At 43.6% G+C, this 17,339-nt stretch carries 14 protein-coding genes; 7 read left to right on the forward strand and 7 right to left on the reverse strand.

Annotated elements, in window-relative coordinates; all coding sequences use genetic code 11:
- Positions 1–93: 93 nt before the first annotated feature.
- From R8P61_33140 to R8P61_33155, 4 genes are all read left to right on the forward strand, one after another.
- A complete protein-coding gene (locus R8P61_33140) occupies positions 94–1,338 on the forward strand; it encodes a Tm-1-like ATP-binding domain-containing protein (protein ID MDW3651967.1) in 1,245 nt (414 codons plus the stop codon).
- An 8-nt stretch (positions 1,339–1,346) separates the two neighbouring features.
- Complete coding sequence (locus R8P61_33145) at positions 1,347–2,210, forward strand: phosphoenolpyruvate hydrolase family protein (protein MDW3651968.1); 864 nt, start codon at positions 1,347–1,349, stop codon at positions 2,208–2,210.
- A 7-nt stretch (positions 2,211–2,217) separates the two neighbouring features.
- Complete coding sequence (locus tag R8P61_33150; protein MDW3651969.1) at positions 2,218–2,625, forward strand: cupin domain-containing protein; 408 nt, start codon at positions 2,218–2,220, stop codon at positions 2,623–2,625.
- A gap of 140 nt (positions 2,626–2,765) precedes the next feature.
- Positions 2,766–6,107, forward strand: coding sequence for a ThuA domain-containing protein (locus tag R8P61_33155; protein MDW3651970.1), 3,342 nt, complete (start codon positions 2,766–2,768; stop codon positions 6,105–6,107).
- A gap of 49 nt (positions 6,108–6,156) precedes the next feature.
- Here the strand turns inward: R8P61_33155 and R8P61_33160 are convergent, their stop codons facing one another.
- Entirely contained in the window at positions 6,157–7,068 is a 912-nt protein-coding gene (locus R8P61_33160) for a DUF2279 domain-containing protein (protein MDW3651971.1), read from the reverse strand.
- Between the two features lie 136 nt (positions 7,069–7,204).
- Between R8P61_33160 and R8P61_33165 the strand changes: the two genes are divergently transcribed.
- Together R8P61_33165 and R8P61_33170 are read left to right on the forward strand one after the other, a co-directional pair.
- Positions 7,205–7,474, forward strand: coding sequence for a hypothetical protein (locus tag R8P61_33165; protein MDW3651972.1), 270 nt, complete (start codon positions 7,205–7,207; stop codon positions 7,472–7,474).
- Complete coding sequence (locus tag R8P61_33170) at positions 7,474–8,364, forward strand: glycerophosphodiester phosphodiesterase (GenBank protein ID MDW3651973.1); 891 nt, start codon at positions 7,474–7,476, stop codon at positions 8,362–8,364. Before R8P61_33165 ends, R8P61_33170 begins: the two co-directional genes overlap by 1 nt.
- Before the next feature lie 43 nt (positions 8,365–8,407).
- Here the strand turns inward: R8P61_33170 and R8P61_33175 are convergent, their stop codons facing one another.
- Complete coding sequence (locus R8P61_33175; GenBank protein MDW3651974.1) at positions 8,408–9,745, reverse strand: serine hydrolase domain-containing protein; 1,338 nt, start codon at positions 9,743–9,745, stop codon at positions 8,408–8,410.
- 238 nt (positions 9,746–9,983) lie between these two features.
- On the opposite strand from R8P61_33175, the gene R8P61_33180 reads away from it, so the two are divergent.
- On the forward strand, positions 9,984–11,129 hold the full coding sequence (locus R8P61_33180) for a glycoside hydrolase family 5 protein (protein MDW3651975.1): 1,146 nt from the start codon (positions 9,984–9,986) through the stop codon (positions 11,127–11,129).
- Here R8P61_33180 and R8P61_33185 read toward each other — a convergent pair.
- The 5 genes from R8P61_33185 to R8P61_33205 all read right to left on the reverse strand — a co-directional run bounded on the left by R8P61_33185 (position 11,104) and on the right by R8P61_33205 (position 17,336).
- The gene (locus R8P61_33185) at positions 11,104–12,843 is read right to left on the reverse strand and encodes a serine hydrolase (protein MDW3651976.1); all 1,740 of its coding nucleotides are present in this window, start codon (positions 12,841–12,843) and stop codon (positions 11,104–11,106) included. The two genes, R8P61_33180 and R8P61_33185, sit on opposite strands and share 26 nt — an antisense overlap.
- Positions 12,844–12,950: 107 nt before the next feature.
- On the reverse strand, positions 12,951–13,532 hold the full coding sequence (locus R8P61_33190) for a helix-turn-helix domain-containing protein (GenBank protein MDW3651977.1): 582 nt from the start codon (positions 13,530–13,532) through the stop codon (positions 12,951–12,953).
- A 119-nt stretch (positions 13,533–13,651) separates the two neighbouring features.
- Positions 13,652–14,728 (reverse strand): NAD(P)/FAD-dependent oxidoreductase, encoded by a 1,077-nt coding sequence (locus R8P61_33195; GenBank protein ID MDW3651978.1) that lies wholly within the window; start codon positions 14,726–14,728, stop codon positions 13,652–13,654.
- 12 nt (positions 14,729–14,740) lie between these two features.
- Positions 14,741–16,126: an alpha/beta hydrolase gene (locus R8P61_33200; GenBank protein MDW3651979.1), complete on the reverse strand. Its 1,386-nt coding sequence runs from the start codon at positions 16,124–16,126 to the stop codon at positions 14,741–14,743.
- Between the two features lie 67 nt (positions 16,127–16,193).
- Positions 16,194–17,336: a helix-turn-helix domain-containing protein gene (locus R8P61_33205; GenBank protein MDW3651980.1), complete on the reverse strand. Its 1,143-nt coding sequence runs from the start codon at positions 17,334–17,336 to the stop codon at positions 16,194–16,196.
- Positions 17,337–17,339: the final 3 nt, after the last annotated feature.

Genomic DNA, 17,339 nt, shown 5'->3' on the forward strand with positions numbered 1-17,339 from the left:
CTTGAAAAAATTAGTTGAAAAGCTGTATCTTTTGACTCTAAGGCCTTCATGAGCCTTCATTTACTACTATTACTAAACTTAGCTCCTCCAGCGATGCTATCACCTCCTCATTCCATAGCTGAGAAAACGGTTTTGATGCTTGGTTGCTTTGATACCAAAGCTGAAGATTTTGCCTATCTGAGGTCCTCTTTGATTGCCTTCGGAACAAAGGTGATCTCCCTAAACACAGGAGTTAGAGGTAGTGGAGATTTTCCAGTAGAATTTGAGGCTGAAGCCGTAGCACAAAAAACGGACATGAGCCTTGACGAATTAAAAGAAAGTTCCGATAGAAGCCTTGTCATAGAAAAAATGGGGAAAGGGGCTGCACATATCATAGCAAGCTTGTTGGCAGAAGGAAAAGTTGATGGGGCAATTGGTATGGGCGGCGGCGGTGGAACCTATATCACCTTATTGGCTATGCAGGCCATCCCGATTGGAGTTCCTAAATTTTGCCTGAGTACCATCGCCTCCAAAGATCTTTCCCGTCAGGTCGGCAATAAAGATGTCGTTCTGATGCCTTCTATAGTAGATATAGCTGGATTAAATTCAATCAGTCGATTGCTGATCAAACAAGCCGCAGGAGCTATCTGTGGAATGCTTCAAGCCGGTGCAGCTGCCCCACAAAAAAATATAAAAGGCAGCATAGCCATCAGCATGTTTGGCAATACTACCGCTTGTGTCGAAAAATGTACGGACCTTTTAAAAGCAGAGGGCTATGAAGTCCTGGCTTTCCATGCTGTCGGTGTAGGTGGAAAGACCATGGAATCTCTCATTTCTGATGGCTTTTTTGATGCTGTATTAGATATCACAACTACCGAACTGGCGGACGAACTCTGCGATGGGATTTGCAGCGCAGGACCGGATCGACTGACAGCAGCCTCGAAAATGGGAATCCCTCAAGTGGTTGTCCCTGGCTGTCTGGACATGGTCAATTATGGGCACCTGGATACAGTCCCCGAACGCTTCAAATCCCGCCAACTATTTAGTTGGGCACCTGATGTGACCCTCATGCGAACCAATGAAGAAGAAAACAGAATTCTGGCCAGTACTATGGCAGAAAAACTGAATGCTTCTCAGGGAGAAGTTGCGGTATTATTACCCAAAAAGGGAATCTCTAAAGTGAGTAGTGAAGGAGGAGTATTCTATAAGCCAGCCGTCGATCAATTGCTCTTTGACAGCCTGAAAGATCAGCTTCTGCCTCATATCCCCGTAGAGGAAATGGACACCCACATCAATGATGAAGCTTTTGCCACAAAAGCTGTCCACACTATATTAAATATGCTTAATCACTCAAAATAATTTCTCATATGCCAAATCCCTGGACAGGAATAGGAAATCCTTATACCAAGCAAGAAGTAAGAGATCGTTTGCAGGCCACCCTGGATAAAAACAAAGCCATCATTGGTGCAGGAGCAGGTACCGGTATCAGTGCTAAATTCATCGAAAAAGGCGGAGCGGACCTGATTATCATTTACAATTCAGGACGTTTTCGTATGTCGGGACATGGTTCGACCGCAGGTATGATGGCCTATGGTGATGCCAATGCCGTGGCTATGGAAATCGGGGAGTTTGAAGTCTTGCCAGTAGTAGAAGAAGTTCCCGTTATATGCGGAGTACATGGAAGCGATCCTCGCAGGAGGATGTGGCACTTTCTGCTACAAGTCAAAGACATGGGATTTTCGGGTGTCAATAATTTCCCTACTCACTCTATCGTTGATGGCCACTTTAGAAATGTCCTGGAAGAAACCGGTATGAGTTTTCAAAAGGAAGTTGAAATGATTCGTCTGGCTAGCAAAATGGACCTATTCTCTATCGTATATGTAGCCAAACCAGAAGAGGCGGTTCAAATGGCTGATGCAGGTGCGGATGCCATCATTGCTCATGTTGGTACAACCGTCGGAGGCTCGATAGGAGTGGTCGGTGCAAGCTGCACCATGGATGATGCGATTGAACGAACACAGACCATCATAGATGCGGTAAAGAAAGCCAATCACGATACTTTCTTTTTGGCGCATGGAGGTCCGATCAATACCCCCGAAGATGTACGTATCATTTTAGATAAGACCGATGCACATGGATTTGTCGGAGCCTCCTCTCTTGAAAGAATGGGCGTAGAACAATCCCTGCTTAAGCTGACCCAAGAATTTAAATCCCTGACTCTTTCTAAATAAGTTAGACATGGAGAAATACTGGAAATTTGTCAAAGAACAGGATATCCTCAAAGAGAAGGCCTTTGGCAGGGAAAATCATTGGCACTATCATGCTGAGATCAGCAAAGCAGCCAATACCTATCTGGTAAAAGTAATTGTCCCGCAAGGAGGAGGTCATGACTTTCATAGACATCCGGAAATGAATGAGATTTTATACATCCTCAAGGGAAGTGCCGAACAATGGGTTGAGGACGAGAAACAGATACTGGGTCCCGGCGATTCTGTTTATATAGATCCAAATGTCGTGCATGCCACGATAAATGCAGGAGAAGGAGAACTGGAATTTCTTGCCATCCTCGCTCCGGCAGAGGGATGGGAGGCAGGTACCATTGATGAATCCGAGAATTTGCCTTATACTGAATACAGAAAGGCTTGATTTATACCTAATGAAGAGAACATAGAAATCAAAAATCAAGAATTGCAATAGCCTGGATGCAGCAAGCTCCCCGTTCCATTTGCCAATTCCTTTATTCTTTTTCTCTTCTACCCTACTTACTACTACTTAATCCCAAACACATGAAAAATCATGTAGCCCAATTGGGAGGCATATTGCTACTACTGTTCATTTGCATTGCCTGCCGTACGGAAAAAAAGAACCTTCCAGAACTGACTTATGCCGGAGAAGAACCTCGGGTTCAGCTTCCCCTCAGTCCAGAAGAATCCAAAGAACATATCCAGCTTCCGGATGGTTTCGAAGCTTTTCTATATGCTTCAGAACCGGAGATTATCAATCCTATTGCTTTTGCCTGGGATGAAAGAGGCAGATTATGGGTCGTTCAATCTCAGGACTATCCCCATGGACTTGCCAATGATGTAGGGGGAGACAGAATTACCATTTGTGAGGATACGGATGGAGATGGTAAAGCGGATAGCTTTACTGATTTTGCTACAGAGCAAAGTCTGAGTACCGGAATTGTCATAGTAAAAGGAGGAGCAATAGTAGCCCAGGCACCGGAGATGGTCTTTCTGGAAGATACCGATGGAGACGACAAAATGGATAAAAGAACGGTATTATTCGATGGTTTTGGAACCTGGGATACACATGCAGGTCCTGCTAACCTCAAATATGGAACCGACAATCAGATTTGGGGCAGCGTAGGCTATTCTGGTTTTGAAAATACTTTCGAAGGAAAAAACGTCAGCTTTACCCGAGGTGTATATCGATTCTCCCAGGACGGAAAATCCTTTGAACCCATCGGCCAGTTCAACAATAATACCTGGGGTCTGGGTATCACCCAGGACTTCCAAATTTTTGGCTCAACCGCCAATAACAATCACGCTTGTTATATCGGCATTCCTTTGCGCTACTATGAGCATTTGCCCAAACGCCCAAGCTGGGCCCTGAATGCTGATTTTATCCAGGGTCATTATGAGATTTCTTCTCCCGATCCTATCCCGCTTCAACAAGTCGATGTACGAGGAGGATATACGGCAGCAGCGGGAGCCAATTTTTATACAGCCGCAAACTACCCTGCCGAATACCAAAACCAAATGTATGTCAATGAACCTACAGGACATTTGGTACATCTCGCAAAGATCGTCCCCGAGGGAGCAGGATTTAAAGAAATTGATGGAGGAAATATTTTCGCCAGTACGGATGCCTGGACAGCTCCAGTCTATACGGAAACAGGCCCCGACGGCAATCTATGGGTAGCTGATTGGTACAATCCCGTTATCCAGCACAATCCCGATAAACGAGGCATGGAAAATCAGATATGGAATGCGGATAAAGGAGAGGGAAATGCTCACCTGAATCCTCTCAGGGACAAAGGCCATGGCAGAATCTATATCATTAAACATAAAAATGGAGATCCTTCAGAAATTAAAAAGCTCGATCCAGCAGACAGCAAAGGATTATTGGCTGGACTGGAAAGTGATAATATGTTCTGGCGAATAACTGCCCAACGCCTTATCGTTGAAAATGAACATACAGACCTTATTCCCGACCTATTGGCTTTGGCAGGAGAGGATGAAAGCGGACTCAATGCTCCTGCCATTCATGCCCTTTGGAGTCTTCATGCTTTGGGTGCATTAGATGGATCAAATGAGGATGCCAATAGTCTTTTGGAGAAGACCCTTGCCTATGCTTCCAGTGGAGTAAAAAGGTCTGCCTTGTCCCTATTACCCGCTGACGCAAAAGGAAGTGAACTTCTGCTTCAATCAGGATTACTGGAAAGTGATGATCCACAATTGAAACTCGCTGCTATACTCAAGGCAAGCGAATTGCCAGAAACAGATCAGCTATTTCAAATCATGGAAAAGTTATCTCAGGAAGAAAGCAATTTTTCTGATCCCTGGTTGAAAGCTGCCATCAAAATCTATTTCCGCGAGCAGAATTATGAAGACATTAGAGAAGAAGAAGTTGCCATGCTGATTCCAGCATCCGATGAAGGAGGAAGTCACTGGCAATACACAGAAAGTGAACCAAAGGAGAATTGGAACAGCCTGGACTTTGATGATTCAAACTGGAAATCCGGCGAAGGAGTATTTGGCACTGCGGATCGGGGCCCTGCTATAAAAACAAGCTGGTCCTCAGATGATATTTGGATGCGAAAAACTATCCAGTTGGAAGGCGAAATATCAGATCCAGTCCTTAAAATCTGGCACGATGACAATTATGAAGTCTATGTAAATGGAAAGCTTTTGTTTGCCGAAAAAGGAGCTACGGGCACCTACAAATTCATTCGACTAGACCCGGAACTGGGAAGTTTCTTCAAAAAAGGGGAGAATGTGCTGGCGGTTTATTGTCACAATGGAGGAGGGCTTCAATTCATTGACACGGGGATCGGAAAGGTCGCGGAATTTAGAGCCGACAAAAGCATCGACTTACATACGGTTTCTCAAAAAATGGCTTATGACAAAACCGTGCTGCATGCAATGGCTGGAGAGAATCTGGAAATCAGGCTAAACAATAAAGATGAAATGCCCCATAATCTGGTCCTCATTGAAGAAGGCAAACTGGAGGACTTCGGGAAACTGGTCGACAAGTTTCTGCAAAGCCCGGATGCTGCAGAAAGTGAATATGTACCCCAATCGCGCTATGTGATTGCCGCTACGGAAATGCTGGATCCGGAAGAAGTGGGAGTGATTCGGATTAAAGTACCGGATAAACCCGGAGATTATCCCTTCCTATGTACCTTCCCCGGACACTGGAGATTGATGCAGGGTATCCTAAAGGTTAGTCCAAAAGGCACCTATATTTCAGATAATAAATCTGCCCCGGAAATTGCCCTTATGGGAGGAGGAGGCTCCCATAATTTTGAAAAATTCTTCGGAGTGGCTGATGGAAAAATCATGAGCCAAGAAGGAAAAAACACGGTAAACTATACAGAGAGTCCTGCCTTTTTACGCAGCCTTCTTCCATCAGCTGACATCCTCTGCATTTCCAATAATAAAGCTTATGATGCCGAGACGAAGCAAGCCATTATCTCACATGTAAATAACGGTAAATCCATGATGATCTACCATCCAAGCACCTGGTACAATTGGGAAGACTGGCCCGAATACAATCAGCAATTGGTGGGCGGAGGTTCTCGCTCGCATGAAAAGTTGCAGGAATTTGAAGTGAAGGTTGTCAAGCCCAATCATCCCATTATGAAAGGGGTTCTTGCCAGCTTCCGGATTGTAGATGAATTGTACCGCTGGGAAAAAGACCCCAATGGAACAGATATAGAGGTACTGGCCATAGGGAAAGGTCTCGAATCTGGAGAAGAATATCCGGTCGTATGGATCGTCAAACATCCTAAGGCCAAAATTGTAGGAAATACCCTGGGGCATGATGAGAGGGCTCACGATCTTCCGCCCTACCAGACGATTTTAAACAATAGTTTAAATTGGGTAAAACGAAAATCTTTGTAATAAAATGGAAGCCTGAAGGGGAATTCATCTAGGCCTCATGCTGACCAACTCAAAAGTATAGCCAATGCCCCTTTAGTCTTCCTAAGCCGTCAATCTCTAAAGCAGGAGCAGGAATCTTAATGAAATTCAGCGCTTGAAATACGCCTTTCAGGAACCTGGATTTGGTTGGGATTCCTGTCCAATCTATATCGGGCGAAAGCAAAAATTGCCGATACCTTCTACTCTGGGGCAGCTCAACTCCTCCCCAGTATCTGCGGTTTTCAAATTCCCCAAACATCCCATTGGCACTGTATCCAACGGCTATACTTAGCCAATCGGGAAGCTTGTCCTTCAAAACAAAATTATTGAGTCGGGTACTCAACCAATAGCTATGTCCATTGTAATCTAGGAACAAACTTTCCAGGGCATCGTCTCCCAGATATCCATTTGCCTGTTTTGCATAGATAGATCTGGAAAAGCTGAATTTATATTGAAATAGTTGTTTGTCGAATAATAATTCCTGCCCGATGACTAAAAAGGAACCTGCTGTATTGGCTGCCATATCACTCCAGGAAAATCCCCATCCTTCATACAGGCCATCAAAAATCTCAATGGGCGTTTGCAAAATGATTCCAGCAGTTCCTCCAAATAGTAGAGCCTTGTTCTTACTCAGACCCGCACTTCTCAGCCATTTATAACTCAGATAACTCTCCAAATACGCGCCATAGGCATGGCCCATTTTATCCATCTGCAGATAGCCTTTACTATCATCGAAGAAATGGAAAGGAACTCTCTCCTTATCATTATACCAAATGAATTGAAGGTAGGCCATGCTACCCAAATAGAGTGCAGATTCGGTGATGATGGCCGTGCGGAGTTTGGCTTTATTGATTCCACTACTTGCTGTTTTCAGGCTGTCTTGACCCAAAACCTGCATGCCTACCAGGAGACAGATGCAGCATAGGCCTATTATTTTTCTCATTTTAAGTCTTGATCACTTAATTATAAGTACTAAATTAAGTCTCAGCCGAAGCAATTACTTAGGCAAAAAAATTACTCCCAAATGGATCAGAGTACTTCCGCTTAGCTTCAATTCCCCTGAGTCGCAAATTATTCCCATGTCAGATACTTCCCCAGGTCCCATATACAAACAGGATAACATCCGAATGGATTACCTTTCAGCCATTATCGGAATTTTCGGCCTGACCGTCTCCTTCATTCCCTACCTAAGTCCCGGGGGAATATTCTTGGGCTTATCTGCTATTTTTCTGGGCATAAAAGCCATGAGAAGCGGGCTGAAAAAGTTTTGGGCTGGGCTGGGAATCCTGACGGGAAGCCTGTCAATCATATCCCTGGTCCTGGTCGTATTTTTACTCATATTCTTCTGATGTCTAACTATCTTCCAATCCTCTCTATTTCCCTATACCTGATGGTGGCATGTGTTCCCAAACAGGAAGCGGTAAGCATCAATCCCTATAAAATAAAAAAAAATGAGGCTCCCTGGATCATTGCACATGGGGGTGCAAAAAAACTGTATCCCGGCAATAGCTTATTGGCGTTTCGCTCTTCAGCAACTTTAGGAGTAGATATGCTGGAAATGGATGTACGGATGACGAAAGACGGAATCCTCCTTACCCATCACGACCATAACATCGATCGAATGAGCAATGGGAAAGGAGATCTCATTGATTATACCTATAAAGAATTACTGACCTTCAACTTTGGCTACAATTTTCAGGATGAAAAAGGGAATTATCCCTACAGAAATGACAGCATTCCTCCCTGCAAACTATCTGAGGTTTTTGAAGCATTTTCTCATATGCCCTTAATGGTTGAATTGAAGGACCGGGGAGAAAATGGAAAAAAAGCTGCTCATATCCTGAAAGACATGATTTCCAAATACAAACTTCAGGATAAGATTGTGGTAGTGGCTTTCGATGAAAACATATTAAGTTATTTCCAGGAAATAACGGCTGGCAACATCCAGATCGGCACCTCTCAGGAACAAACCAAAGATTTCGTAATAACGGCCCTCTCTGCCATGGAATTTCTGTATCGCCCAAAAGCGACTGTAGTAGCAATCCCCAGCCAAAATTCGGGCATCAATTTGGCTTCAAGACGCCTCATCAATTCTGCTCATCGACGCAACATGGCCGTTCACTACTGGACCATCGATGATCCGGCAGAAATGAAGAAGCTTATATCTCTGGGGGCAGATGGATTGATTACGGACAGACCTGATCTAATGAAAAAAGTCTTAGCCGAAATGGGATATTAAACCTAGGTTTCTTTTATTTCTTCTACTATAGCTTTCCAGACCTTCATTCTCGCTTCCCTTCGAATGACCGCCCATCATTGTTTATCCAAAGAATCTTATTGATGGAATTCTGTTCCCCTTTCTCAAATTTAATGAAGGCATACAGGGTTCTGCTAAAGTATTTTCCTCCTTCCACAGGAACTAGTTCAGTATAAGCTCCCTCATTCGCTCGAGCATGCAGCTGACCATCTATTTCGTCTATATACACTTGAAAATTGGGTCCAAAAGCATATACGCCAATGGCATCCTCAAAAGCCAGATGTTGATCTGAAGAAGCGGAAACTGTCTTTGCGCGGCTTTCATAGGGCTCATCAAAAACAATTGCGGCCAGATCTCTTCGTATGAAATCCGCAACCCCCGTTTGGATGTTTCCCAAAATTATGATGGAAATATCCTCTTCCTCATAGTGCAGGTAATCGGCAATGAATCCGTTTATTCTTCCATCGTGCCCAAATACCTTTCTATCGAATACTTTATACAATGAAACTCCCAACCCATAGTTATTGCCATAATTATTAAAGAGTTTCTGATAAGATGCTTCGGAAAGTAAGGACTTCTCCTTCAAGGAACTGATCCATGTAGAAAGGTCATAAACATTACTGTATAGTGATCCCGATCCTTTCAATAATTCCATGGGTAGTTCCACACTCTCAATCCGCTGCTTAAATCCTTTAGGTTCATAACCTTTAGCCATCTTCAATCTTTGACTCGCTTTCACATCCTGACCGCTTTGTTCCATGCCCAGCGGAGAAAAAATCTCTTGTTGAATAAAACTCTGATAGCTCATGCCACTGAGGTCTTCAATGATTTGAGCAAGTAGAGCATAAGCACCGTTTGAGTATTGATAACGACTTCCCGGTTCAAATTCCATCTCGGCTTCAAGCAGGGACTTTGACAAGGCCCCGAGCTTACTATCTCGGCTAACTAATTCTTGAAAATTATCCAGAGCAAATATATCTGGTATGCCCGAGCGGTGGGTTAACAGTTGCTCAATACTAATTTTAGCCACTTTTGGATAGGCAGGGAAAAAGCGATACAAGGGATCGCTGGTGGAAAGTAAGCCCTCTTCTTCTAATAATAGAATTGCAGCTGCTGTGAATTGTTTGGAAATGGAGCCTATGCGAAAGGCCGTCTGAGGACTATTTTTTTCATTATTTTCATCATCCAACTTGCCCACGCATTTTTCATACAGAACTTTTTCTCCTTTAACAATACGAACACAACCGGAAAAGTCCCCGGTATTTGCATAGGTATTCAAGTAGCTATCGATTTTATCAATATGATCCTGACTGAAAAGGAAAGAAGTGTTTAGCAACAGAAAAAGGAGTACAATAGCTTTCATAGCAGCAGATGATTTTGAAATTCAAAGCTGAGGCTTTGTATTCGGGAATACCGAAGTTTTCAATTTTCGTTTCACAGAAGAGGAGAATTATTACGACCATCAAGCAGCCATGTCCCTAAAATTTGAAAGCCATAGCGATTCGAATACTTATTTCGCAAAAGCATAAGTCTTTTCTTTTACAATTTTTATAAATTCAGCCTACTTAATAAAATCGTCTACTCATAAAGTAAATTTTCACATGGGGTCTATTAAAGACAAACTCATTGCATTCTGTATTATTCTCACGCTGGCCTTCATGATTTCATGTGAAGGTGACGAACCCGTTAATCCTAACCCTCCTCCCCCACCACCGCCTCCGGTAGAAGATCCTGAAGGTTCAGGAATCGGAGAAGCTCGTGATATCAGTTCTTTTGATTTAGTAGCTGAAATGGGTGTTGGCTGGAATTTGGGTAATAGTTTTGATGTTACTTCAAGAGATAAGACTTTTTGGGGGAATCCACTTCCTTCTCCAGCTGTAATAAATGCAGTAAAACAAATGGGCTTCAAAACTCTGCGAATCCCCATAACCTGGGGCTATAACCAAAGTGCTTCTGCCCCTTATACTATAGAATCCAATTACTTGAATGAAGTCAAAAAAGTCGTTGACTATGGCTTCAAAAACAGCATGCACGTCATCATCAATGTGCATCACGATAATGAATGGGTGAAACCCAATGCCACAGAAGCAGAAAGAACCAAAGATCGACTGGGCAGCCTATGGACCCAGGTCTCTGAATTCTTCAAAGAATATAATGACTCGCTCATTTTTGAGACCCTAAATGAACCAAGACTGGAAGGCATTCCCCAGGAATGGTCAGGAGGCACTCCGGAAGGACGAGGCTTTATCAATGACTTTAACAAAGTCGCCGTAGATGCCATACGTGCTACAGGAGGAAATAACGAAAAAAGGCATATCATGATTCCTAGCTGGGCAGCCAGTACGGTTACTAATGCTATGAACGATCTAGTCATCCCCAATGATGATCCCAAAATCATTATTTCGCTACACACCTATTTCCCCTGGCCTTTCGCAGGAGAAGCCTCTGTATCCTGGGGTTCAGATCAGGATAAAGCCGACCTGGAGGGAGAGCTTGATCGCATCCGACAAAAGTGGATCGTTGAAGAAGGCAGACCCGTTATCCTGGGTGAATGGGGAACGATCGATCAGAATCCTTTGCAATCCAGAATTCAGTATGCCGAATTTTATGCCCGGGAAGCTGCCGAAAGAGACTTGTTGACAGTAGTTTGGGATGATGGAGGCATGTTCAGATTATTTGATCGAAGAAATCTTAGCTGGCCCTTCAGTGGCATAGCATCTACTATTGTGAATGCTTCGCAAAAGTAAGGCTTACCCCTATGACCCATAGGCTAAGCCCTAAATATAGTATCCGCTGAATCAGTCCGAAATATTCTGCTACAAATTGGGGATTCGAGGATCTACTCAGCAGTACACCAAAAGAAACCAACATCAGGATGAGGCTTATCATAGAGATAAGCCTCATTTGTCTTAGTTCTTTTTTCCTCCATAGAATGAGTGCCAGCAAAGGACCAAGGGCTGAAAAAACTATGATATTGGCAAAGAGGGTGTAAAGCTTATGGGGATGGGGAAACAAACTCGATCCAGCCATAGAAATCGTAACTAGTAGTAGGGGGAAAAGCGGGATCGAAGAAATACCTGATCTTTTACCTATGCGATACAGACTTATAAACAAGAGGGCCATAAGACCCGCCAGCAAAAAATTCAGACCTCCCATGAAGGTTCCGGAACTACTATAAAAGGCTTCCAGACTCCCGATCCCCTCTCGGATGTGATCATAGGCTCCTGCTAAATATCCTCCTATAAAAGTCCCTCCCCATAATAAGGCTACAAAGAAGTACCCACAAAGAAGCATAGACCGGTCTCTCCATTTTCCTCGAATATAAATCAGACCAAAAAGCAAGGAAATAAAGCCAAGAATGAAAAAGGCTTGCAATTCTCTATTCATGGAAATACCGAATGCCTGGCCTAAGTAAATCTTGCGGACATTTCGGAGAATTTCTCCTTTCCAAATGAGGATTCCATTGCTACAATACGCAATACTCAAACTATCATCTGGATAATAGAAAAGACTGGACTCCGAAGCGATATTTCCTCCGGTATGCCCAAATCCCTTTCCTAATTCATCTGCCATTTGCATTAGCCCTAATCCATAAAAGCCCTCGGCTTCCATCATCTTTTTCAGGCTGCTATCAGAAAGCAATTTCCCTCCAAAAAGAGCTTCTATAAATTTATTGAGATCTGCTGTGGTCGAAACTATGCCTCCTGCACCGCCTGGAATATTTCCACTAAAACTACCTTCATCTACCTCATTCCACTCTCCTTCCCAGCGATAGGAATAGGCCTTGTTCTCCAGATCATCCAGTCCCTCAACTTTGAAATACGTATCCCTTAGCTCGGCTTTTGCAGCGATCCTTTTAGCCAAAGAAGATTCATAATTCCCGCTATCCAGCCTACCAATGATATACCCCAAAAGCAGGTAATTTGAATTGCTGTATCGAAAGTCTTCATCCGGTTCAAAGTCGGGTGCATATTCGGCGATATGCGGAAGCATAAATGCCTCATCCCTGGGCTCGTCTATATAGGTATCCCATTCCTCTTCCGTATCATTTTGGATAAAGTCGTGGATACCACTCCTGTGCCTGAGCATCTGTTCTATGGTGATTTTTTCTGCATGGGGAATTTGAGGATAGAAGTCCTTCAGCCTGGTCTCCAAGGAAAGCTTGCCCTCCTCTACCAATTGCAGGACCATGGTCGCCGTATAGGTTTTGGTGATGGACCAGATTCGATAGTGGGTGTTGGCATCAGCTGCCCTTTCCTCATCCCCCTGAATATAACTTTTCCCAAATGCCCGCTGGTAGATGAGTTTCCCATTTTTGGAAAGGGTCAGGCTACCCATCGCTTCATTTCTCTCCTCTAGAGAATTGAAATAAGCATCCAGCTCGGCATGATTGAGCTCCTGGCTAAAAACGGAAAGGCCTGTAAAAAGGCATAGACAAGCGATACTAAGGATTGACTTCATATGATTAGCTATTTCGGGATAAAGCTAATTGCCCCGAAAGCCATAGACCAAAAGAAGACAGGGATGTTTTTACGCCATTTCTATGACAGGCAATGTCATAAGCTGCCTTATAGGATATTGGGGATACTCATAAGGATCTCTCTTTCCTCCCCCAAACTGACGGCAACTCTCATGGTGATACATATATTGATCAGTACACTCAGGAAATAAAGCGGTACAAAAATGGGAACCTGACTTCCCCTTAAGCCTTCAAATAGCAGAAGCATAATCACTGATGCTACTGCGATAAAAACCAGGGTGCTCAGGGTATACAGAATTTGGAAGCTCAATATCTTTCGCCCTTTCGTTTCTACCTCCTTGTGTTCAGATTTATTGAGGAAAATGAGGAGAGGCAGGAGAATATTTCCCAAAGGGAGGATGATCATAGAGAGGGCACTAAGATTCATCAGTTTTACCGGATGAAAACGGGCTTCCTCTAAAACTGGGTTTTCTAATTCCTCCTTAAAGAGATAATCTGTAGGAATTTCCAGAACCTTCGACAATACTTTTAACGTATGGGGACTGCCCGCAGACAAGCCTTTTTCAATTCTTTGAATGGTACGAATAGAAATGGCCGAAGCTTCTGAAAGCCCTTCCTGGGTCAATCCGCTTCGCTTTCGGTAGTAATGGAGTTTTTCTGGAGAGATCATATACCAATTGGTTTTATACGACTATCTTACTTTAGCCATCTATGAGTACGGAGAATATGGGCATCCGTTAGTTTCTGATTTTCCTGAATGTGGATGAATACCGTATTTGTACAGAATATTTATTCTCTCTTGAAAGCCCTTTCCATTTGTGTAGCTACCGAAGCAGCTGATCTAATCGCCCCTTCCATATAACCAGGGTATGCAGCAGCGGTTTCTGTTCCGGCTATCCATAATTTCCCTTGCATATAAGGCGCTTGAAATACAGCATGTCCATTGTGTTGGTGGGGTAAGACATGGCTGCTATATGGAGCATAGGTAAAGGGCTCTTGCAGCCAAACAAGCTCTTCATAGGAGCTAAAGTCTTTTACCTTATTCCCATAATATTTACGCAATTGTCCCAAGACCATTTCGAGTCGGTCAGTTTTTGAGACCGAATAATAAGAACCATTGAAGAAACCTTTCAAAGCATGATGCGTTCCTTCTACATCGCTGTGATCATACATTTCGGGTATCGGCCCTACACTGCTGAAAATAGTCGCGCTGGACTTCCCATTGTCCCAGAAGGCTTTATCAAATCGAAGTCCCACTTTTATCGATTCTCCCATCCAGGTATGGGTTTCATCCGCAATGCTAGCAAAAGATTCTGGCAACGCAGGCAGACATTGAATTCGGGAGGAAAAAAGTCGGGGAGGTAAGGTAGAAACTACATATTTACTAAAGAAGCTTTGACCTTTGCATTGGACCTTCAATCCTCCTGCCTCCTCTTCTATCCGTTCCACAATTTGTTCTCTATAGATTTGGCCAGGGGAAAGTTTGGAGGCCAAAGTGTCAATCAGGATAGATGATCCCCCTTTGATTCGATAACTGGGTTCATTATTAGGAGGGAGCTTAACAAGCTGAGGAGGACTGGTAGAAATCGGTTCGTAAATCGCCCGTTCTCCCAGTACCTGTTCAAATATGCCCAGGCCCAACTCTTCCAATAGCTCAAGCAAAAAAGTATGCTGCTTGCCGAGCCAGGTCGCCCCCATTTCTATCGGTGCCCCTTCATCAACATAGGCCGTAAATATTCTCCCCCCTAACCTCTCTCGGGCCTCAAGGATTTTGACATCGAGCTTTTGCTCTTTTAGGAAATAGGCTAGCGTTAAACCTGTCAATCCTCCCCCAATGATGAGGACATCTGCCTGGATTTCATTCATACTCGAAATTAGCTAGAATCGCTCCTGTATCCAATGCCTGATATTCTCCATCACCTTTGGACTAAAGCTGCTCTCAAGCATAGGATATTCTGTAGGCAAGCCCGTCTTCGCTTCCTGCATCACATGATTTACCCCCTCTGGAATCCAAAAACTCGCATCCTGATTTTCCGCTTGTTCAAAATAGACTTTCATAGAAGGGAAATTCAGCTCGGGATGTTGAAAGAGATCCAGACTCCCATTGATGATCAGCGTGGGGCATTTCAGGTAGGGCAATATATTTTTCGGATGAAAGCTGGCCTGAGCCTTATACCAGGGACTGAGGTAGAGCTTGCTTCTTTCCGCTTTTTCTTTCGGTAGAAAGAATAGTTGATGAGGAAAACCCGCTTTATCAAAGGTATTTTCTGCCGGAATATTTCCGATGGCCTCCGCTTTATCTTTTTCAGCCATTTCGCTATTCACGATCTCATCCAATGCCTTGTAATATGCCAGTATCTCCGCTTTCTGCTTTTCACTCAGCTGGTACATCTCCTGCATTCTGTTCAGACGATCTTTCGACAAATCTCTCAAAGGAACCCCTACAGCCCCTAGCTGAATCGTAAAGGCGACTCTTTCCTCTTCTATGGCAGCCATACTGGCAATTACCGTCCCCTCGCTATTCCCGATATAACCAATCTTTGTGGGATCTATCTCCTTGCGCTGAGCCAGATAAGCAAAAGCAGCCAGGGCATCTTCTGTAAAATCTGTAAAATCACTTTCCAATAAATTCCCCTCAGACTCCCCTACCCCACGATCATCGTATCGAAGCACTGCTATCCCTGATTTGCTCAAATGATCCGCCAGCACTAAAAAAGGTTTGTGGCCCATGCTATGACTTTGATCCCGATCATTGGCTCCTGCCACCGTAAGTAGAATAGCTGCAGGGAAAGGACCTTCCCCTTCTGGCAAAGTCAGCGTCCCGGCCATTTGAATATTATCCTCAAGAGACTTAAATCGAAGCTCTTCTGATGTATAGCCCTGCTCTTGTTTGGGTGTCTGAGGCCGAGCTTTTGTTGTCTGTTCCTTTCGCCCGAAAATCAGTTCTACTCTTTGAGGACCTTGTTGCCAATGGCCCCGGATTTCATCTTTATTCGCTCGACCTTCATAAGTAGCAGCAAAAGCAGGTAAACGAAATGAGAATTGCCCTTCCTCAGATTTCAAATCCTCAAGTTTCATTCCTGCTATTCCGGAGGAAGTAGAAAGCTTGCCGGCGAAAGGTTTGGCTTCAAGCTCGAGTTCCACAACGATTTCTCCCATGGCTGATTGGAGTTTCCCATACCATTTCCCTGCTAATGCTTCCTGAGCAGATAAACAAAAGGGAAAAAGAATCCATAAAATGGATAGATAAATGCTTTTTTGCATAGGTATTACTTTTAGGCAAATATGGCCCTTAGGAAAGCTTCGAAGCGTCCGAATTCAGGTATTCAGACTACTTTCCCTGAGATTCGAGCATTTTTCGGTAGGCTGCGGGAGTGCTCCCTGTCATTTTTTTGAAGGCTGTGTAAAAGGAAGACTTGGAGGAAAAGCCTACTTCATAGGCAATTCCTGTCACAGAGAGTTTTTCGCCCAGACCTTCTTTAAATAATCGCTCGGCTTCCCGGATGCGATAGCTATTGATAAACTCATAGAAGTTCTGTCCAAAAGCTTCATTGATCAATTGGGATAATTGTCGAGCAGGCATCTCCAAAGAATTTGCCAGTTCCTTGATACTTAATTTATCCTGTAAAAAAGGTTTTTCCTCCTCCATATAGTTTTTCAGGATATGCAGAGCCTCTTCTTTCTTCTGATTGGGTAAACGAGAAGAACTATACTTGAGAACTGCCTTTTCAAATACCTCCGGATTCAAGACTACGAAATAGGCGAGGTAAAAAAGGTATAAAGAAATCAACACCAGTATCCATAGACCGATATCTATGCCGCTAAGTGAAAAGACGAGATAGCGAAGGTTCAAATTTACTAGTAAGAGGAGAATAATGATTCCTGCCAGGGAGTAATAAAAGCGTTTTAGTTTCGTGGGACTGAGGGGATTTTGCACAGTAGATGAGCTCCCATAATTCTTACTCAACTGAAATGCATAATAGAGGTAGAGTAAGACCTGGATAATAAAGATGGCATTGAATATCAAATAGAGGGGATTTGCCCCCCATTGACCCGGGCCGGATTGCTGTATCAGTTGATCGATATAGGCTTCTTTATAAGATAGAGCTTGAAAGTGATAGCTAAATAATCCGACGCCTATATGGATGAGTGCCGGCAGAAAATGAAGGAGATCTTTTTGCCGAAAGTCTTGTTGGGGAAAGACGATAGCCCGAATCAGGAGAAAGCTTGCCGGGGCATATACCAACTGAAACATATAGCTCAGCAAGAGAAAATAGCCTACTGCCTCCTGGAGTTGGTTTCGCAGGATAAAATAATCATAGAGGGTACAAAATAGTCCCAATATGATGAGGGATAAATAGAGAGAAATCCGGGGACTCTTATTTTTTCGGAGAAAGAGATATAGAATGATAAACCATACCTGGATGCCTCCAAGTAAGAAGAGAAAACTCGATGCCTGGATTTCGAGGGTCATAAT

It is taken from the genome of Bacteroidia bacterium, from assembly GCA_033391075.1.
GTDB lineage: Bacteria > Bacteroidota > Bacteroidia > J057 > J057 > JAWPMV01.